The sequence below is a fragment of the Gordonia sp. G4 genome, assembly GCF_057770005.1.
In genome coordinates this window covers 2225366-2247815 of record NZ_CM173442.1, presented here as the reverse complement: position 1 = coordinate 2247815, position 22450 = coordinate 2225366, and the positions used below count along the sequence as shown (strand labels likewise).

21 protein-coding genes are annotated in these 22450 nt (G+C 67.0%); 9 read left to right on the top strand and 12 right to left on the bottom strand.

Annotated features, from left to right (window positions below):
- The first annotated feature begins 3 nt into the window (after positions 1-3).
- Positions 4-954, top strand: a complete 951-nt coding sequence (locus AC3B5T_RS09985; RefSeq protein WP_055476517.1) for an NADP-dependent oxidoreductase — start codon at positions 4-6, stop codon at positions 952-954.
- A 30-nt stretch (positions 955-984) separates the two neighbouring features.
- Here the strand turns inward: AC3B5T_RS09985 and AC3B5T_RS09980 are convergent, their stop codons facing one another.
- The 4 genes from AC3B5T_RS09980 to AC3B5T_RS09965 all read right to left on the bottom strand — a co-directional run bounded on the left by AC3B5T_RS09980 (position 985) and on the right by AC3B5T_RS09965 (position 4623).
- Positions 985-1749: an SDR family NAD(P)-dependent oxidoreductase gene (locus tag AC3B5T_RS09980; RefSeq protein ID WP_010844048.1), complete on the bottom strand. Its 765-nt coding sequence runs from the start codon at positions 1747-1749 to the stop codon at positions 985-987.
- Between the two features lie 21 nt (positions 1750-1770).
- The gene (locus tag AC3B5T_RS09975) at positions 1771-2838 is read right to left on the bottom strand and encodes an ecdysteroid 22-kinase family protein (RefSeq protein ID WP_231632767.1); all 1068 of its coding nucleotides are present in this window, start codon (positions 2836-2838) and stop codon (positions 1771-1773) included.
- Positions 2839-2968: 130 nt separating this feature from the next.
- A complete protein-coding gene (locus AC3B5T_RS09970; protein WP_055476522.1) occupies positions 2969-3814 on the bottom strand; it encodes an enoyl-CoA hydratase-related protein in 846 nt (281 codons plus the stop codon).
- Positions 3811-4623 carry a crotonase/enoyl-CoA hydratase family protein gene (locus AC3B5T_RS09965; protein WP_010844045.1) on the bottom strand — a complete coding sequence of 271 codons (813 nt, stop codon included), beginning with the start codon at positions 4621-4623 and terminating at the stop codon, positions 3811-3813. The genes AC3B5T_RS09970 and AC3B5T_RS09965 overlap by 4 nt, the downstream gene beginning before the upstream one ends.
- 142 nt (positions 4624-4765) lie before the next feature.
- Between AC3B5T_RS09965 and AC3B5T_RS09960 the strand changes: the two genes are divergently transcribed.
- Both AC3B5T_RS09960 and AC3B5T_RS09955 read left to right on the top strand, forming a co-directional pair.
- Positions 4766-5554, top strand: a complete 789-nt coding sequence (locus AC3B5T_RS09960; RefSeq protein WP_055476515.1) for an SDR family NAD(P)-dependent oxidoreductase — start codon at positions 4766-4768, stop codon at positions 5552-5554.
- Between the two features lie 83 nt (positions 5555-5637).
- Positions 5638-6789: an acyl-CoA dehydrogenase family protein gene (locus AC3B5T_RS09955; RefSeq protein ID WP_055476514.1), complete on the top strand. Its 1152-nt coding sequence runs from the start codon at positions 5638-5640 to the stop codon at positions 6787-6789.
- Between the two features lie 52 nt (positions 6790-6841).
- Here the strand turns inward: AC3B5T_RS09955 and AC3B5T_RS09950 are convergent, their stop codons facing one another.
- The 8 genes from AC3B5T_RS09950 to AC3B5T_RS09915 form a co-directional block, all read right to left on the bottom strand.
- Positions 6842-7477, bottom strand: coding sequence for a TetR/AcrR family transcriptional regulator (locus AC3B5T_RS09950; RefSeq protein WP_055476513.1), 636 nt, complete (start codon positions 7475-7477; stop codon positions 6842-6844).
- A gap of 168 nt (positions 7478-7645) precedes the next feature.
- Complete coding sequence (locus AC3B5T_RS09945) at positions 7646-9166, bottom strand: class I adenylate-forming enzyme family protein (RefSeq protein ID WP_010844041.1); 1521 nt, start codon at positions 9164-9166, stop codon at positions 7646-7648.
- Between the two features lie 128 nt (positions 9167-9294).
- Positions 9295-10479, bottom strand: a complete 1185-nt coding sequence (locus AC3B5T_RS09940; RefSeq protein ID WP_010844040.1) for an aromatic ring-hydroxylating oxygenase subunit alpha — start codon at positions 10477-10479, stop codon at positions 9295-9297.
- A 210-nt stretch (positions 10480-10689) separates the two neighbouring features.
- On the bottom strand, positions 10690-11919 hold the full coding sequence (locus tag AC3B5T_RS09935) for a cytochrome P450 (protein WP_010844039.1): 1230 nt from the start codon (positions 11917-11919) through the stop codon (positions 10690-10692).
- Positions 11919-12152 (bottom strand): ferredoxin, encoded by a 234-nt coding sequence (locus AC3B5T_RS09930; RefSeq protein WP_014925232.1) that lies wholly within the window; start codon positions 12150-12152, stop codon positions 11919-11921. The genes AC3B5T_RS09935 and AC3B5T_RS09930 overlap by 1 nt, the downstream gene beginning before the upstream one ends.
- Positions 12153-12154: 2 nt before the next feature.
- A complete protein-coding gene (locus tag AC3B5T_RS09925) occupies positions 12155-13024 on the bottom strand; it encodes an SDR family NAD(P)-dependent oxidoreductase (RefSeq protein WP_055476512.1) in 870 nt (289 codons plus the stop codon).
- A gap of 378 nt (positions 13025-13402) precedes the next feature.
- Entirely contained in the window at positions 13403-14899 is a 1497-nt protein-coding gene (locus AC3B5T_RS09920) for an aldehyde dehydrogenase (protein WP_035717989.1), read from the bottom strand.
- Between the two features lie 212 nt (positions 14900-15111).
- Positions 15112-15540, bottom strand: a complete 429-nt coding sequence (locus AC3B5T_RS09915; RefSeq protein ID WP_055476511.1) for a hypothetical protein — start codon at positions 15538-15540, stop codon at positions 15112-15114.
- Between the two features lie 73 nt (positions 15541-15613).
- On the opposite strand from AC3B5T_RS09915, the gene AC3B5T_RS09910 reads away from it, so the two are divergent.
- The 6 genes from AC3B5T_RS09910 to mnhG are packed head-to-tail and all read left to right on the top strand — an operon-like array spanning position 15614 to position 22442.
- Positions 15614-18589, top strand: a complete 2976-nt coding sequence (locus tag AC3B5T_RS09910) for a Na+/H+ antiporter subunit A (RefSeq protein ID WP_055476510.1) — start codon at positions 15614-15616, stop codon at positions 18587-18589.
- On the top strand, positions 18586-19401 hold the full coding sequence (locus tag AC3B5T_RS09905) for a Na(+)/H(+) antiporter subunit C (protein ID WP_055476509.1): 816 nt from the start codon (positions 18586-18588) through the stop codon (positions 19399-19401). The genes AC3B5T_RS09910 and AC3B5T_RS09905 overlap by 4 nt, the downstream gene beginning before the upstream one ends.
- A complete protein-coding gene (locus tag AC3B5T_RS09900; RefSeq protein WP_055476508.1) occupies positions 19398-21014 on the top strand; it encodes a Na+/H+ antiporter subunit D in 1617 nt (538 codons plus the stop codon). Before AC3B5T_RS09905 ends, AC3B5T_RS09900 begins: the two co-directional genes overlap by 4 nt.
- Positions 21011-21853, top strand: a complete 843-nt coding sequence (locus tag AC3B5T_RS09895; RefSeq protein WP_055476507.1) for a Na+/H+ antiporter subunit E — start codon at positions 21011-21013, stop codon at positions 21851-21853. The genes AC3B5T_RS09900 and AC3B5T_RS09895 overlap by 4 nt, the downstream gene beginning before the upstream one ends.
- Complete coding sequence (locus tag AC3B5T_RS09890) at positions 21850-22113, top strand: monovalent cation/H+ antiporter complex subunit F (protein ID WP_055476506.1); 264 nt, start codon at positions 21850-21852, stop codon at positions 22111-22113. Before AC3B5T_RS09895 ends, AC3B5T_RS09890 begins: the two co-directional genes overlap by 4 nt.
- Positions 22110-22442 (top strand): monovalent cation/H(+) antiporter subunit G, encoded by a 333-nt coding sequence (mnhG, locus tag AC3B5T_RS09885; RefSeq protein WP_014925224.1) that lies wholly within the window; start codon positions 22110-22112, stop codon positions 22440-22442. Before AC3B5T_RS09890 ends, mnhG begins: the two co-directional genes overlap by 4 nt.
- Positions 22443-22450: the final 8 nt, after the last annotated feature.

Here is a 22450-nt window from a genome sequence, read left to right as displayed (position 1 = left end):
CTCATGCGCGCAGTTGTCATACCCCGGTTCGGCCCTCCGGATGTCCTCGAGGTCCGCGAGGTCGACGTACGTCCTCCGCGCGAGGGCGAAGTGCGGATCGCAGTGCGGGCCGCGGCCGTCAACCCCACCGACATCGCAACGCGCAGCGGTCTCGTGGCCGCCGCATACGAACAGTTCGATCCCCCCTATATCGCGGGTATGGATGCCGCCGGGGTGATCGAGTCGGCCGGCCCGGGCTCGTCGTCGAACCGGTTCGCGGTGGGCGATGAGGTCATGGGAATCGTGATGCCCCGCCGGCAAGAGGGCGGGGCGCACTCCGAGCTGATCGTGACGCCCGCGGCCGCAGTGGTACACAAGCCGTCGGCGCTCACGGTGGAAGAAGCGGCGATGCTGCCGATGAACGGACTGACCGCACTCGAAGCACTCAGCATCCTGGACCTGCAACCCGGTGCCACACTGGCGATCACGGGCGGGGCGGGCCATCTCGCCGCATTCGTGATGACACTCGCCCGACGGGCCGGTGTCCGCGTCATCGCCGACGGCCGTCCCGAGGAGGCGGACACCATCAGGAGTCACGGTGCAGACGAGGTCGTAGCACGGGGACCCGGTGTCGAGCAGCGCATCCGGGCGGCCGCGGGGGGCGGCGTCGACGGGGTGCTCGACACCGCGCTGATCGGCTCGTCGCTGTACCCGTGCATCGCCGACGGCGGCGTTCTGGCGTGCGTACGCACCTTCACCGGCGCGCCACCGGAACGCGGCATCCGGGTCCGCGAGGTGTGGGTGCGTGAACGCCTCTCGGACACTGCGGGACTCGAGCAGCTGGCCGCCCTCGCAGACCAGGGGGTCTTCGGTTTCCTCGACGTTGCCGGGCGATTCACACCGGACGAGGCAGCCGATGCCCATCGGATGATCGAAGCAGGCGGAGTACGGGGGCGCCCGCTCATCATCTTCTGACCGGCGGACGCCCCCGAGCTCGTTGGCCCGTCACATCGGCGACGACGTGAACCCGCCGTCGAGGACGTAGGTCAGACCGGTCACCCAGTCGCCCGCATCCTCGGCGAGATGGGTGACCGCACGGGCGACGTCGTCCGGCCTGCCGAGGCGGCCCTGGTGCTGGGTGAAGAACTCGTGTGCGTCGACGCCCCCGGACGCCGCCTGAAACGCCTCCATCAGATTGTCCGACAACGCGGTCTCGACGAAAGCCGGTGCGACACAGTTGACCCGGATGTTCGCCGGGCGCAGTTCCACTGCCGTGGTCCGTGTCAGATTGATGACCGCTGCCTTCGTGGCGGCGTAGCCGCCGATCATGGGCATCCCGTTGGTGCCGGCCGACGACGCGGTGTTCACGATGGCTCCGCCGCCGCGGGCGGCCAGATGCGGCACCGCCGCCTTGATCCCGTGGAAGACTCCCTTGAGATTCACCGCGATCATCCGATCGAAGTCCTCAGCGGTCAGTTCGGTGACCGGCGCGAGGATCGCGATGCCCGCGTTGTTCACCATGACGTCGAGGCCACCGAATTCGTCGACGGCCCTTCCGATCACCGCTTCGACCTGCGCCGCATCGGTGACGTCGACCTCGGCGCCGACAGCGGTGTCACCGATGTCTCCCGCGACCCGGGCCGCCGCGTCCCCGTCGATGTCGGCCACCAGCACCCGTGCGCCCTGTGCGGCGAATCTGCGGGCGATCGCCGCGCCGATCCCACCACCGGCACCCGTCACGACCACCGATTTGTTGTCGAAAGTTGTCATTTATCAGTCCTTTTCTCGTGATCAGGCGAGCAGCATGCCGATGGGGTCGTGGTCCTCGAGCGCGGCGCCGTAACGGTGGGCCATCGCCTCGACCACTTCGGATGGCTGCATCACCGTCGGGACACACATCCACGCGAAGCCGTGCAAGGTATGGAGTCGGTAGTCGTACCAGGCACTTTCGTCGTCCAGCCGCGGCCCGCCGTGACCGGCGAGCGCATCGATGTAGTGCCGCAGTAGTTCCCGCTCGCGAGTGCGGCGGTCGTCGATGGAGAGTGCCGAACCCATGAAGTAGGAGACGTCGTGTGCCCACGGCGCCAGGCAGGCGGTCTGCCAGTCCAAGAACGCCGGGGCACTGTTCGGCACGCGATAGAGCTGGGCGAAGTGTGCATCGCCGTGGTTGATGGTGTGCACGGCGGCGTCGTCGAGTTCCCACAATCTCGCGAATCCTCGTCGTACACGCGCATCGTCACGAAGGCCTGCCGACAGATCAGGAACTTCAGGACGCTCGATGAGCGGGTGGAACACCTCGGGACTCAACATCACGTCGAACGCATCGCGCGCCGCCTTGGCGCCCACCGGAAGCCATGCTCGCTCACCCTTGGTGCTTCCCCAGAGCGCCGCATGCCACTTCGCCTGGACCTCCAGCGTCGTCGCGATGTCGTCGATCGGCCACAGATCGGTCGCCTGACCGAACTCGGCACCACGTGCGGTCAGGTCCTCCATGATGATGACGCCCTGATCGTGCTCGGTCGCCGAATAGAAACTCGCCGGGACCTCGGCGGCGAAGTCCGGAGCGAGATCCCGGTAGAAATGACCCTCCAACTCGTAGGCCGGTCCCAGTCCGTACGCGCGGCTCCGTTCGTCGAAGCCACCCTTCACGCATACGTGAGAGGGGATGGCCCGTTCATTGATCGAGAATTCGAGCGTCGCGAAGACCTTGGTGGCCGAACCCCAGATGATCCGGGAGATGTCCACACCGAGGACGCTCACCGCGGCGTCACTAGTGGTCAGCGCGTGGCTGAACCACCCAGGGGTCAGTTCGTCGACCGAGTACGGGAGCTGGGTCGAATGTGTCGTGGCTTGCGTCATGAACGCGACCATACGCAGTGTCTATATATGGTGTCAATCACACTGCGGGGTCTGAGTGGCGTGGGTAACCGGCCACACTCAGGGCCGCACGGAGCGTGCCGCCCAGTCCACGATCACTCTCCGCCCGGCGTCAGGCATCGGCTTCGATCCCGGACACGCGATCCGGGAACCGCGGGGGCCGTTTGCCGAGGAAGGACTCCACACCCTCCTGCACGTCCGCCGACAAGCCGCGCCGATACAGGACCTCGGACTCGGCCTGGTGCGCCTCTTCCGGACCGGAGGCGCCGAGCGCGCGCCACAGCAGCGATCGCGTCAGTGCAACCGAGACCGGCGCCGTCCCTGCGGTCATCTCCTCCGCGATCTCGAGGGCTCGCGCGAGCACCTGATCCGCGGGCACGACCTCGCGCACCAGGCCGCGGTCGAGGGCCTCGCCGACCGGCACCATGCGCCCACCCAGGGTCCATTCCGCAGCAGTCGAGATACCGACGACCCGAGGAAGGAACCAGGTGGAGCATGCTTCGGGTACGAGCCCGCGACGGGTGAACACGAATCCGAATTTCGCCGTGTCCGAGGCGATCCGGACGTCGGCCGGAAGGGTCATGGTGACTCCCACACCCGCGGCGGGACCGTTGATCGCGGCGATGACCGGCTTCTTCGACCGGTAGATGCGCAGAGCCACCTGCCCGCCCGCGTCGGCCGGGAATGAGCCGTCGGCACCCTTGTCCTCGGGCAGGAACGTGTCGCCACCGCTTGCGAGATCCGCTCCGGCACAGAAGGCCCGGCCGGTTCCGGTGAGGACGACCGCTCGCACGTCGTCGTCTGCGTCGCAGGTGTCGAAGGCCGCGATGAGTTGTGCGCGGATGTCCTCGGTGAAGGCATTCAGTCGTTCCGGCCGGTTCAGGCGAACGACCGCAACGGCGCCCACTCGCTCGACGATCACGACACCGGACTCGGTCACCTGCGCCACCCCGGTCATCGGCCGCTCCACTTCGGTGCACGCTTCTCGGCGAAGGCGCGGGGCCCTTCCCGCGCGTCGGCGCTGGAGAACACCGTCCGGATGGCCGAGGCGTTGACCTGCCACGAATCGTCGTCCCACCCGCGCTGGGACTTCGACGTCTCGTGCATCACCCGCTTGCTCTCCGAGACGGCGACGGGCGCGTTGGCCGCGATCAGGGCCGCGAGTTCGAGTGCGACGGCAAGGGCGGTACCCGCAGGCGCGACCCGATTGACCAGCCCCAGTTCGTACGCCCGCCGGGCGGAGATCGGCGCCCCGGTGAGTGCGATCTCGGCGGCGACCTTCTGCGGGACCTGCCGGTGGATTCTCAGCAGTCCGCCGGCGGCGGCGATGAGACCCCGCCGCACCTCGGGCAGACCGACCGATGCCTCCTCGTCGATCACCGCGAGGTCGGCCGCGAGCACGATCTCGGTTCCACCGCCGAGCGCGAAACCGTTGACCGCCGCGATCACCGGTTTCGCGATGTGATGTCGCACGATGCCGGCGAAATCCCATTCACGGTGTTCCGGGTCGTCGATACGGTTACCCGCCGCGATCTCTTTCAGGTCGGCGCCGGCACAGAACGCCCGTCCCGCACCGGTCAGGACGACGACGCGCACCTCCGGGTCGAGCGCCGCCTTCTCGAGGGCCGCGCCGGCGCCGACGGAGAGTGCCGAGTTCACGGCGTTCATCGCCTCGGGCCGGTTGAGGGTGATGACCGCGATGTGTTCGCGCACTTCGTAGTCGACCACGGATGAACCGTGCCCGGAATCGGTCTCGCCTGCTGTCATGAGCATCCTCCTGGATTCGTGATCCGCACTCGTGGACAGGAGGGTCGCACGGCCCGGCATCTCGTTAAACCTTATTCTGTTAGATTAAATCCGACAACCTCGGTGCATTTGCCCGCGGGGTCGTTCAGACGAGAGGAGACCCATGGACACGCACCCGTCCGCCCCGACAACCCCGTTGCTGGACCTGTTCCGACTGGACGGACGCGTGGCGATCGTGACCGGCGCGGGCTCCGGACTCGGCGCGGGGTTCGCCCGTGCACTCGCCGAAGCGGGAGCCGACGTGGTCATGACCGGTCGCCGGCCCGAACCGCTGCGCGAGTCGGCCGACGATGTACGTGCGCTCGGCCGGCGCGCGCTCGAGATCCCGTCCGATGTCACCGATCCGGACCGATGCGACGAGGTGGTCCGGGCCGCGATGGAGCATTTCGGGCGCGTCGACATCCTGGTGAACAACGCCGGACTCACCCACTCCGCCCCGGCCACCCGCGAACTGCCCGAGGACTTCCGGGCGGTGCTCGATGTCAATCTTTTGGGCACCTACTGGATGGCGCGCTCATGCGCCCGGGTGATGGAGCCCGGATCGAGCATCGTCAACGTCGGCAGCATGCTCGGTCTCATCAAGTCCGCGCTGCCGCAGGCGGCGTATTCCTCGAGCAAGGCCGGTGTCGTCGGCCTGACCCGAGACCTGTCCAACCAGTGGTCGGGTCGTAAGGGAATCCGGGTCAATGCGATCGCACCCGGTTTCGTCGAGACCGACATGATCGCCGAGATGTCGGACGGCGCTCGCGCCGACTTCCTCCACGGCTGCCCCCTCGGACGGATGGGCACACAGCGCGAAATCGACGCCGCCGTACTCTTTCTCGCCAGTCCGGCCGCGTCGTACATCACCGGATCGATCCTGGCCGTCGACGGCGGGACCTCTGGACACTGACCGTTTCCCCGGCTTCACCGCGGCGCCGGGCACTTCCCGGCATCAACCGCACCAGCACCAGCACCAGCACCACAGGAGAACCAATGCAGACAGACCTCTTCGACGCCGACCACGAGCTGTTCCGGGATTCGGTACGCGCTTTCGTGACCAGACATGTCGTCCCCAAGATGGAGAAATGGGATGCCGACCGCCTGATCGATCGCGAGACATGGCGTGCGGCGGGAGCGCAGGGCATCCTCGGTCTCGCGGTGCCGCTCGAATACGGCGGCCCCGGCGAGACGGACTACTGCTTCCGCGTCGCCATCCAGACCGAGATCGCGAGAGTGGGCGCCTCGGCACTGCAGTCCGGTTTCTCCACCAATGACGACATCGTGCTGAATTACCTACTCCGCCATGCCGATGACGAGCAGAAGAAGCGCTGGGTGCCGGGTTTCGTCACCGGCGACACCATCGGCGCGATCGCGATGACCGAGCCCGCGGCCGGCAGCGACCTGCGCGCGATCACCACCACGGCGCGACGCGACGGCACCGACTGGGTCATCAACGGTTCGAAGACCTTCATCACCAGCGGCATCCTCGCCGATCTCGTGATCGTATTCGCCAGGACCGATGCGGATGCCGGCTCACGCGGATTCAGCCTGTTCGTCGTCGAGGACGGGACACCGGGTTTCACGCGGGGCCGCAAACTCGACAAGGTCGGCCTCCATGCCCAGGACACCGCCGAACTGTCGTTCGACGAGGTACGCGTACCCGCCACGAGCCTCCTCGGTGAGGAAGGATCGGGGTTCGCCTACCTGATGCAGAGCCTGCCGCTGGAGCGGCTCGGAATCGGCATCGCCGCGCAGGTGTCGGCCGAGGCCGTCTTCGAGTGGACCCTCTCGTATATCAAGGAGCGCAAGGCCTTCGGCAAGCGGGTCGGCGAGTTCCAGGGACTCGGGTTCACCCTCGCCGAACTCCGCACGGCGATCGAGGTCTCCCGGGCGTACATCGACCGGTGCGTGCGGGAGTACAACCGGGGAACCCTCACCGCGGTCGACGCCGCCAAGGCCAAGCTGTGGGCCACCGAACTGCAGGACAAGGTCATCGACGCGGGCGTGCAGCTCCACGGCGGATACGGCTACATGATGGAGTACCCGGTGGCGAAGGCGTACATCGACGCACGTATCCAGCGGATCTACGGCGGGACCAACGAGATCATGAAAGAGATCATCCACCGGGATCTGATCCGGGGTTAGGCGCCGGTCGCCGGACTCGACACCACCGGGTCCGGCGACATGCCTTCCGCGGTCAGCGTTTCAGCTCGGCCGCGGGCACCGCGCTCGGCATGAACGCCGGAAGCACGAAATCGCGCAACATCTCCCGATGCTGGGGGTCGTCGGGCCGATCGAAATCCAGTCGGCCGACGAGGATGAACTGGACCAGCGCGATCCACTCGGCGATCTTCTCCTTGTCGAGATCCCGCCGTATTTCGCCACGGTCCATCGCACGCTCGATGATCGGGTCCCACATCTCGGCGGTCAACCGAGCCGCAAGGCCCGAACTCCCGACCAGGGATTCGGCCAACTGCATGTGCTCCGGACTCACCAGGATCCGGATGAGCGGGTCGCGACGGCCTCGCTCGACCAGAAAGATCAGACCCTCGACGAGCTGCTCGGAGAACGTCTCGTGCTCGAGGAGATACTTGCGCGCCTTCTCGAACAGGGTTCGTGAGCGCCGCTCGATCAAGGCCGACATGAGGGCGTCGCGGTCCTTGAAATACCGGTAGACGGTCGGGCGTGAGACGCCGGCCTCTCGACCGATGTCGTCCATCGTCGTCTTCGCGACGCCGTACCGCTGGAACACGCGCTCGGCGGCCACCATGATCTGTTTACGGGCTTCGTCGACGTCCTCGCTGAGGACGTTGCCCGTCTTCCTTCGCGCCACGTCTACCTCCCGGGGACAATGATACAAGATACAGATCGCGTTCTGTGTCCGCGTATCGCGCAAATCGGGGACGGTCGTGCCATGCTACCCGCCGGCCTCGACGCCGGAGACGACAAACGACCGGGTCGTGGCGCTTGTGCACCACGACGCCGGCCGCTGCGGACTGGCTCAACGGACGCGATCGAACCTCGTGTCGACGTCCTTGTACTCGTCCCGGATCACGGTCTTGGCGATCTTCCCGCTGGGCAGACGGGGCAGCGGATCCTGCCGGATGACCACGTAGCGCGGAACCTTGAAGTCGGCCAGCACCTGCTTGCAGTGCTCCACGATGGTCGTCGCCTCCATGTCCTCGGAGACGGTCACGATCGCTGCGGGGGTCTCGCCGAATCTGTCGTCGTGCGCGGCGATGACGGCGACTTCCTCGACCCCGTCGATGGCACCGATCGCGATCTCGAGTTCCACCGGCGAGATGTTGATGCCGCCGGAGATGATCAGGTCCTTGAGCCGATCGACGAACTGGACCCGCCCGTCTTCATCCGCCACACCGAGATCTCCGCTGTGCAACCATCCGTCCCGGATGGCCTCCGCGGTGGTCTCGGGATCGTTCCAGTAACCGGGCGTCACACCCGGGCCGCGTACGACGAGCTCACCCTCCTCGCCCGGCGCGGCCGGCTCGCCCGCGGAGTTGAACACCTTGACCTCGGTGAAGATCGACCCGGTGCCACACCGGTCCGGGAACTCCAGGGCCTCCTCGCGTACGGTCGCCGTGGCCACTCCCCCGGCCTCGGTCATGCCGTAGATCTGGCGGAGCAGTACGCCCTTGTCCGACCACCGCTTCAGCAGTTGTCCGGGCACCGCCGCCCCGCCCACGATGGCGGTCTTGACCGAACTCAGATCCGCGTCGGCGAACTCCGGAGCCCGCGAGATGGCCTCGAAGATCAGCGGGACGCCGAAAATCGCCTGCACGGAATGCTTTTCGAGAAGTGTGACGGCGTTGGACGGATTGAGCTCGGGTTCGACGATCAGCGTGCCACCCAGAACGGTGGTGATCAGCAGTCCGTACACGAGCCCCGGGGTGAAGGCCAGCGGGAGTACCAGCAGCGTGGTCGTCCCCGGCCGGAAACCCTCCTCGGTCAGCGTGTTCTCGAGGACGATCGACATCAGGGTGCGGTTGGTGAGGATGACGCCTTTGGACAGTCCGGTCGATCCACTGGTGAACAAGACCGTGGTCGGCTCGTCGGGTTCGAGATCGACCCGGAAGTCATCTGCGCCACCGGTTCGCATCGCGTCGAACTCGGCGAACGGGACGACCGAGAACGGCGCGCCGACCGCCGAGGTGTCCTCGGCGAGCTGCTCGAACCCGGGTGCCACGATCACGACGCCGATCCCGGCATCGTCGACGATCTTGCGCAGCTCAGCGGGACGGTACCGGCTGTTGAGCGGCACCAGCACGCCACCGGACTTGAGTACGCCGAGGGCCGCGGCCGGCCACTCCAGCGAGTTCGGACCGAGCAGGCCGACGCGATCGCCGGGTGCGACCCCCTTGGTCTCCACGAGGAGGCGCGCGATGCGACTGCTCCAGTCCCGCAGTGCGCGGTACGAGAGCTCCGCGCCGGAGAACACCACCGCGGTGGTGTCGCCTTTGGTGCGGGCCCACCAATCGAGTGCTTTGCCGATTGTTGCGGTCATGTTCGTTCTTTCCTCTGTGTACCAAGGGATCTGCGGTGGATCGTCATTCGCTGCGAGGCGTCTGACGTGGACAGGATAAATCCGACGTTCGGCGGTCGGGACGCTTTTCGGCGACCCGACCGCGATCGTCAGGCGTTGCGTTCGGCGCGGCCTTGCGCGACGAGTTTCTTGGTCTCCCGGCGGAAGACCTGGTTGGCGATCTCGTTGCGACCGAGCAGCATGTCGCCGGCATCCGCGCTGCCCATGCCTCGCTGCGAGTCGCGCAGCAGGGGGAAATCCTCCTGATGCAGCACCGCGATCAGGATCTCCCAGTTCTTGTTCCAGATCCGGTCCCACTTCTCCGGCGTCATCCCGCTGTCCTCGACCTTCGGCACCAGGAGCCGCTGCTCCATCCGCGACTTCGTCGGGTCGGTGGGATGCGGCCGGAAGGTCAAGAGCTGGAAGTGGTCCGGCTGGCGCAGCAGGGTGCTGTTGGGCAACAGGAAGTGGGTCTCGGTGACGTACTTGTCGAGCGGGATGTCACCGGGGTCCTCTTCGAGGAACCGGTCGATCGATTTACGCGGCGCGATGAACCGGCAGTGCCGGCCGAAGTCCTCGAACGCCATCACGTTGGTGTGGATGATCTTGCCGGCGGTGTTCGGGTGGGCGTACTGGATGTGGTAGCCATCCAGGAACGCGTCCTGCATGATCTTCCAGTTGGTGGGTTCGTCGAATCCACCCGCCCGGAAACACACGAGTTTGTCCATCTCGTACTCGGCGAGCATCGGATCGATGTCGGGTCCGAGCCACGCCGCGACGTCGATCTCGGCGTGTGCGTTGTCCACCACCCAGATGAAGCCGTGGCGCTCTTCGGTGGGGATCTCGATGAGTCCGTGCTCTTTTCGGTCCACCTCGCCGAACGTCGCGTCGCGTGTGATCGTCCGCAGCGAACCGTCCGGATCGTAGGACCACCGGTGGTAACCGCACGAGAAGATCCGGCAGCGGCCCTTCTCGCTCTGCTCCAGCATCGCTCCGCGGTGCCGGCACAGATTCACGAAAGACTTGACACTTCCGTCCTTCTGACGCACCACGATGATGTTGTTGCGCGGCATCTGCACGGTGACGAAGTCATTCGGACGCGAGATCTCGCTTCCATGCGCGACGATCGACGGCACGCGACCGAAGATGTGGTCGCGCTCGTCCTTGGCGAGCACCGGATCGGTGAACTCGTCGGGCTCGAACTGCACGAGCTCGTCGAACTTGTCCGTCGTCTCGTTGCGCAAGAGTTCGAGCGCACGTCGGATTCGATCCTGACGGGGAAGCGAAGTGGTCATGATTCCCTCCGTGATGGAGCGGTTGTTGCGAGTGGGAGCGTGCTCGCCCGGGCCGGGACGACACTCCTTAAACCTACAGTAATAAGTTTTAACGAGCAATCGGCCGTCGGGCGGTGCCGCATCGTGCGCGGACGTGAAACCGGTGCGGCGGGCGAGGACGGCAACCCGCCGCACCGGTGGTCGACGACCGCTCGTCGAGGAGACCGGCGGTCAGGATTCCGGCGTGAAACGGATCGGCATCCGCACACAACCCCGGACCTGGCTTGCGTGGAAGACCGGCGGGTCGGACGCGACCAGCTGGTAATCCGGGATGCGACGGTGGATCTCCTCGAGGGCGATGGTCAGCTCGATACGGGCCAGATGCGAGCCCAGGCAACGGTGCGCACCGCCGCCGAAAGCGAGGTGACGGTTCGGTTTCCGGGTCAGATCGAGCTCGTCCGGTTCGTCGAACTCCTCACCGTCCCGATTGGCCGAGCACAGCATGAGGATGAGTTGCTCACCCTCGGCGATCGTCACCCCGCCCAGTTCGACGTCCCGCGTGGCACGCCGCCCGGGAACGACGGCGGCCTCGATGCGCAGGATCTCCTCCACGGCCGTCGGGATCATGTCCGGGTCGTCGACGATGCTCTGTCGCTGCTCGGGGTTGTTCACCAGGTGGACGATGGCCCACGCCAGCGAGCCCTGGACGGTGTGCAGTCCCGCGATGAGCAGCAGGAAGAACATCCGGTTCAGCTCTTCGTCGGTGAGGAGGCGCAGTCCGTCCTCCATCTCCACCTCGGTGTGGATGAGCTGCGAGGTGACGTCGTCACCCGGGTTCGCGCGGCGCTCGTCGACCATCTTCTGGAAGTAGCCGAGCATCTGCATGCCGGCGATGCCGCGCGCCTCGAGCGACTCCTCCTCGGTGCCACCCGGCTTGCCGAAGAGGACGACGTCGGTGGCCTCGGTGAACAGCGGTGCGTCCTCGATCGGCCAGTCCATCAGGGCCAGAAAGATTCGCGCCGGCAGTTCATGGGCGAACTCCGAGATGTACTCGGCCTCACCCTTGGGCGCGAAACCGTCGAGCAGATCGTTGACGACGACCCGGATGCTGTCCGACAACGTCTTCATGCGTGCGGGACCGAACAGCGGCTGCAGTGCTTTGCGGTAGCCGGTGTGCTCCGGCGGGTCCAGCTCGATCGGGATGAACTTGCCGAACGCCTCGTTGGTCACGAGGTTGTTGGGGTAGCTGGAGAAGGTCTCTGCGTCGCGCAGAACCTCGTGGATCTCGCTGTAGCGGGTCACGATCCAGTGGCCGCCGTGGGCGGTGGAATAGACCACCGGGCCCTTGGCCGCGAGGTCTGCTGCGAGTTCCTGGAATCGATCGATCGGGGCTGCGATGGACTGGTCGTACACGTCGAAGTCGACGGTGACGTCCTCGCGGGACCGTTCCGTAGTTGTCATCACTGGTCCTTGGGAGTGGGGGCTTCGGTGGTCTGCAGCGCCAGTGCGCGTTCTGGACACATGGCGACGGCTTCTTGGGCCAGAGCCGCTTCGCCCGGCGCGAGAGGGCGTTCGGGCACCACGGGGTCGCCCTGATCATCGGCATCGATCAGATCAGGGGCGACCCCGTAGCAGAGGCCGTGCCCGGCGCACGCCACGCGATCCACGGTGAGAGTGCTGGGCTGAGGGGACATGGTCAGGCGTTCGGGTTCTTCTGGTCGAGGTCCTCGGGGAACCACATACCCACGCGGGAAAGCGTTCCGCCATCCGCCGAGCTGATGACCTGACCGGACATGTAGGCCGCATCGTCCGAGGCGAGGAACAGGGCGATCTTGGCGTTGTCGACCAGTGACGGCGGACGGTTGAGCTTCAGCGGAATCGGGGACACGTACGGATCCCACGGTCCCGCAACCTCTTCGTAGGACTGCCCGACGACCGGCGAACCCGCGGGCATCAGGAAGTTGGGCGACATACCGTGCACCGGCGCGATGCCGTTCACCCGGATACCGTAGGGGCCCAGGTCGAGGCTCAGGCCGCGGACGAGGCCGTTGACCCCGGCCTTGGTCGCCGAGTAGAGCGCGATCTGGTGGTATGCGAGGAACGATGCGGCCGACGAGGTGGCGATGATGGTGCCACCGCCGTTGCGCTTGAGCGCGGGCACCGCCGCCTGGGCGGTGAAGATCACGCCGCTGAGATTCACACCGAGGACGTTGTTCCAGTCTTCTTCGGTGAGGTCCTCGAAGTTCACCTGCTCGCCGCCGGCGACGCTGGGGACGCCGCCGCGAGACACCACTCCGGCGTTGGCCCAGGCGATGTCGAGCTTGCCGAAGTGCGCGACGGTCTGATCGACCGCGGCCGTGATGTCGGGCTTGCTGGCGACGTCCGCGGTGATGGCGATGGCTTCGCCACCCTGCTGCTCGACGAGCTTCGCGCTCTGCTCGGCACGATCTCCGTCGATGTCGACGATGGCGATCTTGGCACCCTCGGCGGCGAACAGCTGCGACGACTGCCTGCCGAGGCCGGAACCCGCGCCGGTGATGAGCGCAACTTTGCCTTCGAGTTTCATGAGTTCGATTCCTTGCTTCGATGGAGAGAGCGGATGCCGCCCGAGATGCCTTCTCGGACAACTCGACACCGCGCGGATCACGGAGTGGTGGGTGATGCTGGAGGCTGTCCGTACTGTGACGCCCGCCACCCCCGTATCACCACGGTAAGCCGAAAGACATGAGACGTCAAGCGATATTTGTCAGCAGCTTGGGAAGTCGAGAAGCACGTTGCCGCACTGTGTTACGTCCACCGAGCCGAGCGGACGACGACCGCACGACACGGGATGAGGGCATGGCGAAACGGCGTGACAGAAGGCCACGCCGTCGCGTACGCGGACCTGCCGGCGTGGCGATCCCGGTGGGATCGCCACGCCCGCAGGTTTATTCGGTTATGGAGGTCAGGCGGACGGCTGTGGTGCCGGGAGATGAACGGTCTTCAGCTCGAAGAACTCCTCGAGCCCTTCGGGGCCACCCTCGCGACCCACACCCGACTGCTTGTACCCGCCGAACGGGAGCGTGAAGTCGATGACCGAGGTGTTCACGTTCACGGTTCCGGTCCGGATACGTTGCGCCACTTCGAATCCGTGCTCCACGTCCGAGGTGAACACCGCACCCGACAGGCCGTACTCGGAATCGTTGGCGATGGCCACGGCGTCGTCCTCGTCCTCGTAGGTGATGATCGAGATGACCGGACCGAAGACCTCTTCCTGCGCGATGGTCATGTCGTTGCGCACGTTGTCGACGATCGTCGGCTGGACGAAGAACCCCTGATCGCCGACGCGCTCACCGCCGTAGACGATCTCGGCGCCGTCCTTCTTGGCCGCCTCGATGTAACCCTCCACCCGGTCCCGCTGCCGCGCGGAGGTCAGCGGTCCCAGGAAATTCGTTTCCTCCCAAGGGTTTCCGATGGGAATCAGGCCCAGGGCGGCTTTGTACGCCTCCACGATCTCATCGTGGCGCGACCGCGAGACCAGCACGCGCGTCAGGGCGATGCAGGCCTGTCCGGATTGCAGGCAACCCGCCATCGGCAGGTTCTGCATCACCGTGTTCAGGTCGGCGTCGTCGAGGATGATGGCCGCCGACTTGCCGCCGAGCTCCAGCGAGACCTTCGCGACCCGATCGCCGGCGAGGTTCATGATCCGGCGGCCGGTCGCGGTGCTCCCGGTGAACGTGATGTGGTCGACCCGTGGATCGGTCACGAGCGCCTCGGACACCTCGCGATCGGCGACGACCACGCTGAGAACGCCTTCGGGGATCACACCCTCGTCGACGAGTTCACCGACCACGTCGGCGAAAACCGACGGCGACAGGGGCGCCTCGGGCGAGGTCTTGAGTACCACCGAGCACCCGGCGGCGAGGGCCGGGATCACCTTGAAGGCGATCGTCCCGATCGGGCCGTTCCACGGGATGATGGCCGCGACCACGCCGCTCGGCTCCTTGAGGATGCGGGAGATCCCGCCGTCGGCCCGCGTCCGATCCTCGCGGAGTGTCACCTTGCGAGCCTCCTCGGCCACCGCGCGGAACAGTCCGACCGTCATCTGCTGCGTCATCGCGCTCACCGGGACGGGCACGCCGACCTCGACGATGCCCAGCGTCGTCAGCTCGGCGGTCCGGGCTTCGAGCCGGTCGGCGATCGTGTCGATGACCGCGGCACGCTCGGCAATGGGCTTGCGCGCCCACTCACCCTTGTCGAAGGAGGTGCGGGCCGCCTCGACCGCACGCCCCATGTCCTCGGCCGTCGCGGCCCGGACCCGGGCGGCGGTGCGTTCGAAGTACGAGTCGACGACCTCGATCCACTCGTCGCCGGTCGATTCGACCCAGCGGCCGCCGATGAACACCTTCTCGCGATCGGACACGGTGGCGAGCGGATCGGTCACTTGTTCTGTGATTGTCATGAAAGGCAGTTCTCCCTCGAGGAATACGCGGCGACCAGCGCGGACCACACCGTTGCGCCGCCTGTGAAGCGGGTCACAACGCAGCTTAATAACCGAAAGGTGTTAGGTCAACAGCTGACATCTTGTGTCCGATGTATCGCAGCTTCCCGTGGGGGCACAGCCGGGGTGGATCGGGCGGTCGTGACCGATCGACGACGAGGGAGCGGCGCGGGCTACTCCACGTTGACGAGATAGAAGACCGACGACCCGCCGCCCGCGGCCTGCGGGGACGCGCCGATCTGGACCCAGTAGGTCGCGCCCTCCTTGGTCGCGGACATGACGACGACGGACTGGCCGCCCTCGGTCGACCGATGCGACTCGGCGAAGCCGGCCTCGGTCAGCGTCTCGGTCGCGGCCTCGAGTTGATTGCCGGCATTGACCGGACCCTGCACCGTGACCTCCCAGCCGTCGGAGCGACGGCCACCGGCGGAGAGCACGTGACCGTCGATCAGAGGCACCTGCGTGACCGGGAAATCCGACGGCAGCTGGACGCCGTCCGGACCGGCCTGTTCCTCGTCCGCACAACCCGCGACGAGGCCGAATACCAGCAGGGCAGCGGCGGTGATGACGGCGGTACGCCGGAGCCAGTCGAACCGGAACATACGGGCAACGGTAAAGTAGCGACCGCGGGTGTTCGCCCGTGACACCCCGCCGGGAGGAAGACGGAGTGCCCTTTTGATCACCGTGTTGGCTGCGTTGGCAGTGTGCGCACTCGTCGCGCCCGCAGTCATCCACTGGATGGGCACCCGCGGTTTCTACGTCCTCGCGCTCGCACCGCTCGGCGCGCTGATCTGGGTCGTCCTCAACTGGCCCCCGGCCGACGCGGCCGCCGCCCGAGTCGAGACGGTCAGCTGGGTCCCGTCGCTGCAGATGGACATCGTCACCCGCTTCGACACCCTGACCGCGATCCTGTCGGTGCTGATCCTCGGGGTCGGCGCGCTGGTGCTGTGCTACTGCGCGCACTACTTCGACGACGCCCGCCCTCGGGTCGCGGTGTTCGGCGGCGAGATGGTCGGCTTCGCCGCGGCCATGTACGGCCTCGTCATCTCCGACAACATGCTCGTGCTCTACGTGTTCTGGGAGCTCACCACCGTGCTCTCGTTCATGCTCGTCGGCTTCTACGGGGTGCGCGCGACGGCTCGACGGTCCGCCACGCAGGCACTGCTGGTCACCACCTTCGGCGGTCTGGCGATGCTCGTGGGCATCATCATGCTCGGCGAGCGTTCGGGTACCTACCTGCTCTCGGAGATCATCTCGGCCCCGCCGACGGGTGTCTACGTCGACATCGCGGTCGTCCTGTTGCTCATCGGCGCCCTCACCAAGTCGGCCATCGTCCCGTTCCACTTCTGGCTGCCCGGCGCGATGGCCGCACCCACCCCGGTCAGCGCCTACCTGCACGCGGCCGCGATGGTCAAAGCCGGTATCTACCTCATCGCCCGGCTGGCACCGGCATTCTCGGTGACGATCAGCTGGCAGGTCGCCGTGGTGGGACTGGGCATGGTGACGATGGTGCTCGGCGGCTGGCGCTCACTGCGCGAACTCGACCTCAAACTCATCCTCGCGTTCGGCACCGTGTCCCAGCTCGGGTTCATGGCGGTGCTGGTCGGCATCGGCGACGCGAACGTCGCCATGGCCGGCATCGCGATGCTCGTCGCCCACGCACTGTTCAAGGCGTCGCTGTTCATGGTCGTCGGCATCATCGACCACTCGACCGGTACCCGCGACGTCCGCAAACTCGCCCGGCTCGGTCATCGACTCCCGGGACTGGCCATCACCGCCGCCGTCGCCGGCGCCAGCATGGCCGGCATCCCGGTCACGCTCGGCTTCGTCGGCAAGGAGACCGCCTTCGCGTCGGTGTGGGAGACCGGGGCGTTCGTCTCGTGGCAGGCCCACGCCGTCGACATCGTCCTGCTGGTCGGCTCGATCATCACCTGCGCGTACACGCTCCGGTTCCTGTGGGGCGCCTTCGGTCGCAAGCTGCGCAACAAGCCCAGTCCGGCGGTCGCCAAGATGCATCCGCCGACGTGGCCGTTCTACTTCTCACCGGTGGCACTCGCCGTGGCCGGCGTGGCGGCGGGCGTGTTCAGTCCGCAGCTCGGCGACCTCTTCGAGCCGTACGCCGAGACCCTCGACGGCTACGGCCACGAACTCGAGCATCTCGCGCTATGGCACGGATTCGGACTGCCCGTCGTCTTCTCGATCATCGTCATCGTCGGCGGAGCACTGCTGTTCTTCGGGGTCCGGCGTGTTCGTGACCGGGTCTTCGGGTTCCGCCCGTTGGTGAACGCCGACCGCATCTACGACGCGACGCTGCGCGGCGCGGACACGGTGTCGCTGCTGCTGACCCGCAACACCCAGCGCGGTTCGCTCCCGGTCACGCAGGGCGTCATCCTGTGCACCGCGATCCTGCTGCCGACGATCGTGCTGTTCCTCGGTGCGCGCGACCGGCTGAACATCGACTACACGGCCACCCCGGTACAGGTGGTGATCGGCGGCTGCATCGTCGCCGCGTCGCTGGCGGCCGTCCTGCTGCGCAACCGCCTGGCGGCGACCCTCGTCGTCGGCATCACCGGCTACGGCTGCGCGATGCTGTTCGCGCTGTACGGTGCCCCCGACCTTGCTCTCACCCAGTTCCTGGTGGAGACGCTGACCCTGGTCATCTTCGTGCTGGTCCTGCGCAAGCTGCCCGCCGAACCCGAGAAGCGTCACGCCACCGGGTTCAAGCCGCTGCGCGCCCTCATCGGACTCGCCTTCGGCGCGATGCTCGTCCTCATCGGCCTCTTCGCGGCGTCCGCGCGTTCGACCGAACCCCTCCACGTCGACCTGCCCGAGGCCGCCTACGAATACGGCCACGGCGCCAACGCGGTCAACGTCCTGCTCGTCGACATCCGCGCCTGGGACACCCTCGGCGAGGTGTCGGTGCTCATCGCGGCCGCGACCGGCGTGGCGTCGATGGTCTTCCGCAACCGCCGCTTCGGAGCGGCGCCGCGAGTGGCCGACGCCGCGCGCCTGCAGTCCGGTGACAACGGGGACGACGACGATCAGGTCCCACCGGACCGCACCACGTGGCTGCTCGGTTCCGGATTGCGCGACCCGCGCCACCGGTCGATGGTGCTGGAGGCGACCACCCGCCTGCTGTTCCCGACGATGGTCGTGCTGTCGATCTACTTCTTCTACGCCGGTCACAACGCGCCGGGCGGCGGCTTCGCGGGCGGCCTGACCATGGGCCTCGCGCTCGTGCTGCGGTACCTGGCGGGCGGACGCTACGAGCTCGGCGAGGCCCTGCCGATCGAGCCCGGTCGCATCCTCGGCGCCGGACTGGCCGTCTCGGCGACGACGGCGATCGTCTCGATGTTCCTCGGTGCGCCCGCGCTCTCGTCGGCGGTCTTCGAGGTCACCGTCCCGGTCCTCGGCGACATCAAGTTCGTGACCGCCCTGTTCTTCGATCTCGGCATCTACCTGATCGTGGTCGGTCTCGTCCTCGACGTGCTGCGCAGTCTCGGCGCGCGTCTCGACGTCGAGACCACCATCGCGCGCACCGCGGCGCGTATCGAGAACAACCGCAACGGCAACTCCGGCACCGACAGCTCCGGAAACGGCGACACGACCCGCGACGACGCGGATGCGACCACCGGGCAGGTGAGTCGATGACCACCAATCTCCCGCTGATGCTCGTCGTCGGCGCGATGGCGGCGTGCGGCGTGTACCTGCTGATGGAACGCAGTCTGGTCCGGATGCTGTTCGGGCTCCTGCTGGTCGGCAACGCGCTCAACCTGATGATCATCGTCGTGTCCGGCGGCATGGGGAACCCACCGATCATGGGCCGGACGTCGGAGAACCGGCCGGGCGACGCGGACCCACTCGCCCAGGGCATGGTCCTGACCGCGATCGTCATCATGATGGGCGTCGCCGCTTTCGTGCTCGCCCTGGTCTACCGGTTGTTCGTGATCAACCGCGACGACGACGATGTCGAGGACGACGAGGAGGACGTCAAGATCCTCAGCGGGTCACTGGGCACGGCACCCGACCGCGATCGCAGCGACGATCCCCTGACCCACTCGGACACACCCACCGGCGACTACTTCGACGACGAGGGCAATCCCCTCACGCCGGAGCAGGCCGCCGCCCGCCATGCCGCGCTCTACGAGACCGACATCATGCCGACCGACTCCGACGTCATCGACGAGATCGGCGGCGCCGAGGAGGAACCGGACCCCGAGACCACTCAGCAGAGCGCCTCCCGTGAGGCGGGGCCGGATGTGTACGGCCCAGGAGAACTCGGTCCGGACGAGGTGGGCGCCAAGGCCGCCGTCCCGGCTCCCGACGGGTCCGGCGAGGACGACGAGGATCCCGACGTCATCGACCAGCACGAGATGCCCGACCGCGACGTGGTGGGGCCGGACAAGAAGAACCGACCGGACCACGAGAAGAAGCAGGCCGACGAGGACGGGGGTGACCGATGATCCCGCAAGAGTCGTGGATTCCCGTCCTGATCACCCTGCCGACACTCGTACCGCTCGGAGCCGCCGCCGTCTCGCTGCTGCTGGGTCGCAGTCCGAAGTTCCAGCGGTTCGTGTCGATCGTCGCCATCACGGTCGCCTTCGTCGCGTCGTGCATCATGCTCTACCTCACCGATCGCCACGGCACCTTCGCGGTCGCGATCGGCGGCTGGGGCGACAAGGGTTACCCGAACGGACCGCTCGGCATCACGCTGGTCGTCGATCAGCTCGCGGCGCTCATGCTGGTCGTGTCCACGATCGTGCTGCTGTGCGTCGTCGTCTACGCGATCGGCCAGGGCATCCGGGACGGCACCGCCCAGCAGCCGACATCGATCTTCCTGCCGACCTACCTCATCCTGACCGCGGGCGTGTGCAACGCGTTCCTCGCCGGCGACCTGTTCAACCTCTACGTCTCGTTCGAGATCCTCCTGACCGCGAGTTACGTGCTGCTCACGTTGGGCGCCAGCGCCGAGCGCGTTCGTGCCGGCGCCTCGTACGTGATGGTCTCGATGGTGTCGTCGCTGATCTTCCTCGCGGGCATCGCGTTCGCCTACGCGACGACCGGCACCCTGAACCTCGCCGAGATGGCCGTGCGCCTCGACGACGTCCCCGACGGAACCCGCAACGCACTGTTCGCGGTGCTGCTCGTCGCGTTCGGCATCAAGGCGGCGGTGTTCCCGCTGTCGACCTGGCTGCCCGACTCCTATCCCACGGCCCCCGCCCCGGTCACCGCCGTGTTCGCCGGCCTGCTGACCAAGGTCGGCGTCTATGCGATCGTCCGCGCGCACACGCTGCTGTTCCCCGGCGGTTCGATGGACACGGTGCTGATGGTCGCCGGACTGCTGACGATGCTCGTGGGCATCTTCGGTGCGATCGCCCAGGCCGACATCAAACGTCTGCTGTCGTTCACCCTCGTCAGCCACATCGGCTACATGATCTTCGGCATCGCACTCTCCTCCGACCTCGGGATGTCGGCGGCGATCTACTACGTCGCCCACCACATCCTCGTGCAGACGACGCTCTTCCTGGTCGTCGGACTGGTCGAACGACAAGCCGGCTCGGCCTCGCTGCGCCGTCTCGGCGGCCTGATCGCCAGTCCCCTGCTGGCCATCCTGTTCCTGGTGCCCGCACTCAACCTCGGCGGCATTCCCCCGTTCTCCGGTTTCATCGGCAAGGTCGCCCTCCTCGAGGCGGGCACCCAGGACGGCTCCGTGCTGGCCTTCACCCTCGTCGCCGGATCGGTGATCACCAGCCTGCTCACCCTCTACGTCATGGCCCGCATCTGGACCAAGGGTTTCTGGCGGCCACGCGCCGACGCCCCCGAGGGCGAGCTCGCCGACAAGGGTCCCTCCGCACTCATCGACGAGAGCACCGACGACGCCGCCTTCTCCGATCGTGAGGACGTCGGCCGCATGCCCGTGATGATGGTGCTGCCCACGATGGCGATGGTCGCCGCGGGACTCGTGCTGACCCTGTGGGCCGGACCGATCTTCGACTTCACCGACCACGCGGCCACCGATGTCGTCGACCGCGCGGTCTACGTCGACGCGGTCCTCGGCGAAGGTGGTACCCGATGAACGCCGAGGATCGCGGACAGGGAACGGGCGCGACGAGACGCCGCGCACCGGTGGTGTCGACCAAGGGCCCGGTCCTGTCCGTCGTGATCAACCTGTGGCGCGTGTCGCTGCTGTTCTTCTTCTGGCACCTCATCGGCGCCCTGGTGTGGTTGCGGTCGCACACCCGCCTGCCGAAGTGGCTGGGGAGCGACGGCCGTGAGGTCGCGGTTCGGCTGTGGACCATCGCGTGGCTGACGTTCGTCTGGGTCTTGTTGTGGGGCACGATCTCCTGGGCCAACGTGATCGGCGGCGTGGTGCTGGCGACCCTGGTGCTGACGGCGCTGCCGTTGCCGCGGGTCCCGGTCGAAGGTCGCATCCATCCGCTGTCGGTCCTGCAGCTGGTGTTCCGTCTGGTCGTCGACTTCTTCGTGTCGAGTGTGCAGATCGGCTGGATGGCGATCCGTCCCGGCCGGCCACCGCTCGGCGCCGTCGTCCGCGTACGCGTCGCGATCAAGTCCGACATGGTGCTGACGCTGGCGGTCGACTACCTCAACCTGGTGCCGGGCACGATGGTCCTGGAGATCGATCACCGTCGCCGGATGCTCTACGTGCACGTCTTCGACGTGCGGTCGGAGAAGAAGGTCCGCGGCTTCTACGATCAGGTCGCCTACGTCGAGCGCATGTTCATCAAGGCCTTCGAGCGCGACAGCGAATGGCATCCGAGCCCGTTCCACGGCATCGACGAGGACTTCCACCACGTCCGCGCCGTCGACCGCTCGGTGGACACCGCGCCGGCATCCGAGGAGGCCGAGCCGGACGCGCAGCCGGCCGAGACCGATCGGGAACGGGGGGACTCATGAGCTACGTGTGGCCGATCGCGGCCGCGATGCTGCTCGTCGCCACGGTGCTGACGATGGTCCGCATCCTGTGCGGCCCGACCACGCTGGATCGCCTCGTCGCGCTCGATGTGCTGATCGCGCTGTGCATGTGCGGTCTGGGGACGTGGGCGGCCTTCAGCCGTGATTCGACGGTGGTGCCCGCGATCGTGGCCCTGGCGCTGCTGAGCTTCGTCGGGTCGGTCGCGATCGCGCGCTTCCGGGTGCGGGACGACCAGACATGATCGTCGACATCATCAGCGCGACGCTGCTCCTCATCGGCTGTCTGATGGCGGTCACCGCCGCGATCGGACTCGTCCGGTTCCCGGACACCCTGAGCCGCATGCACGCAGCCACCAAACCGCAGACCTTCGGCCTGCTCCTGATACTGCTGGGTGCGGTGCTGCGGCTCGGCGACAACGTGGACAGCGGGATGCTCGTGCTCGCCGGGCTTTTCGCGCTGATCACCGCGCCCGTCGTGGCGCACCGGATCGGCCGGCTGGCGTATCAGGAGCAGCGGGCCCGCGACGGTCTCATCGATCAGCGGGACATGGAGTCACCGGACCGCGACTGAGCGCCCGA

Excerpts from the sequence above, each read along its gene's own strand:
- AC3B5T_RS09985 (WP_055476517.1), top strand. The coding sequence starts at position 4 with ATGCGCGCAGTTGTCATACCCCGGTTCGGCCCTCCGGATGTCCTCGAG.
- AC3B5T_RS09980 (WP_010844048.1), bottom strand. The coding sequence starts at position 1,749 with ATGACAACTTTCGACAACAAATCGGTGGTCGTGACGGGTGCCGGTGGT.
- AC3B5T_RS09975 (WP_231632767.1), bottom strand. The coding sequence starts at position 2,838 with ATGACGCAAGCCACGACACATTCGACCCAGCTCCCGTACTCGGTCGAC.
- AC3B5T_RS09970 (WP_055476522.1), bottom strand. The coding sequence starts at position 3,814 with ATGACCGGGGTGGCGCAGGTGACCGAGTCCGGTGTCGTGATCGTCGAG.
- AC3B5T_RS09965 (WP_010844045.1), bottom strand. The coding sequence starts at position 4,623 with ATGACAGCAGGCGAGACCGATTCCGGGCACGGTTCATCCGTGGTCGAC.
- AC3B5T_RS09960 (WP_055476515.1), top strand. The coding sequence starts at position 4,766 with ATGGACACGCACCCGTCCGCCCCGACAACCCCGTTGCTGGACCTGTTC.
- AC3B5T_RS09955 (WP_055476514.1), top strand. The coding sequence starts at position 5,638 with ATGCAGACAGACCTCTTCGACGCCGACCACGAGCTGTTCCGGGATTCG.
- AC3B5T_RS09945 (WP_010844041.1), bottom strand. The coding sequence starts at position 9,166 with ATGACCGCAACAATCGGCAAAGCACTCGATTGGTGGGCCCGCACCAAA.
- AC3B5T_RS09940 (WP_010844040.1), bottom strand. The coding sequence starts at position 10,479 with ATGACCACTTCGCTTCCCCGTCAGGATCGAATCCGACGTGCGCTCGAA.
- AC3B5T_RS09935 (WP_010844039.1), bottom strand. The coding sequence starts at position 11,919 with ATGACAACTACGGAACGGTCCCGCGAGGACGTCACCGTCGACTTCGAC.
- AC3B5T_RS09930 (WP_014925232.1), bottom strand. The coding sequence starts at position 12,152 with ATGTCCCCTCAGCCCAGCACTCTCACCGTGGATCGCGTGGCGTGCGCC.
- AC3B5T_RS09925 (WP_055476512.1), bottom strand. The coding sequence starts at position 13,024 with ATGAAACTCGAAGGCAAAGTTGCGCTCATCACCGGCGCGGGTTCCGGC.
- AC3B5T_RS09920 (WP_035717989.1), bottom strand. The coding sequence starts at position 14,899 with ATGACAATCACAGAACAAGTGACCGATCCGCTCGCCACCGTGTCCGAT.
- AC3B5T_RS09915 (WP_055476511.1), bottom strand. The coding sequence starts at position 15,540 with ATGTTCCGGTTCGACTGGCTCCGGCGTACCGCCGTCATCACCGCCGCT.
- AC3B5T_RS09905 (WP_055476509.1), top strand. The coding sequence starts at position 18,586 with ATGACCACCAATCTCCCGCTGATGCTCGTCGTCGGCGCGATGGCGGCG.
- AC3B5T_RS09900 (WP_055476508.1), top strand. The coding sequence starts at position 19,398 with ATGATCCCGCAAGAGTCGTGGATTCCCGTCCTGATCACCCTGCCGACA.
- AC3B5T_RS09895 (WP_055476507.1), top strand. The coding sequence starts at position 21,011 with ATGAACGCCGAGGATCGCGGACAGGGAACGGGCGCGACGAGACGCCGC.
- AC3B5T_RS09890 (WP_055476506.1), top strand. The coding sequence starts at position 21,850 with ATGAGCTACGTGTGGCCGATCGCGGCCGCGATGCTGCTCGTCGCCACG.
- mnhG (WP_014925224.1), top strand. The coding sequence starts at position 22,110 with ATGATCGTCGACATCATCAGCGCGACGCTGCTCCTCATCGGCTGTCTG.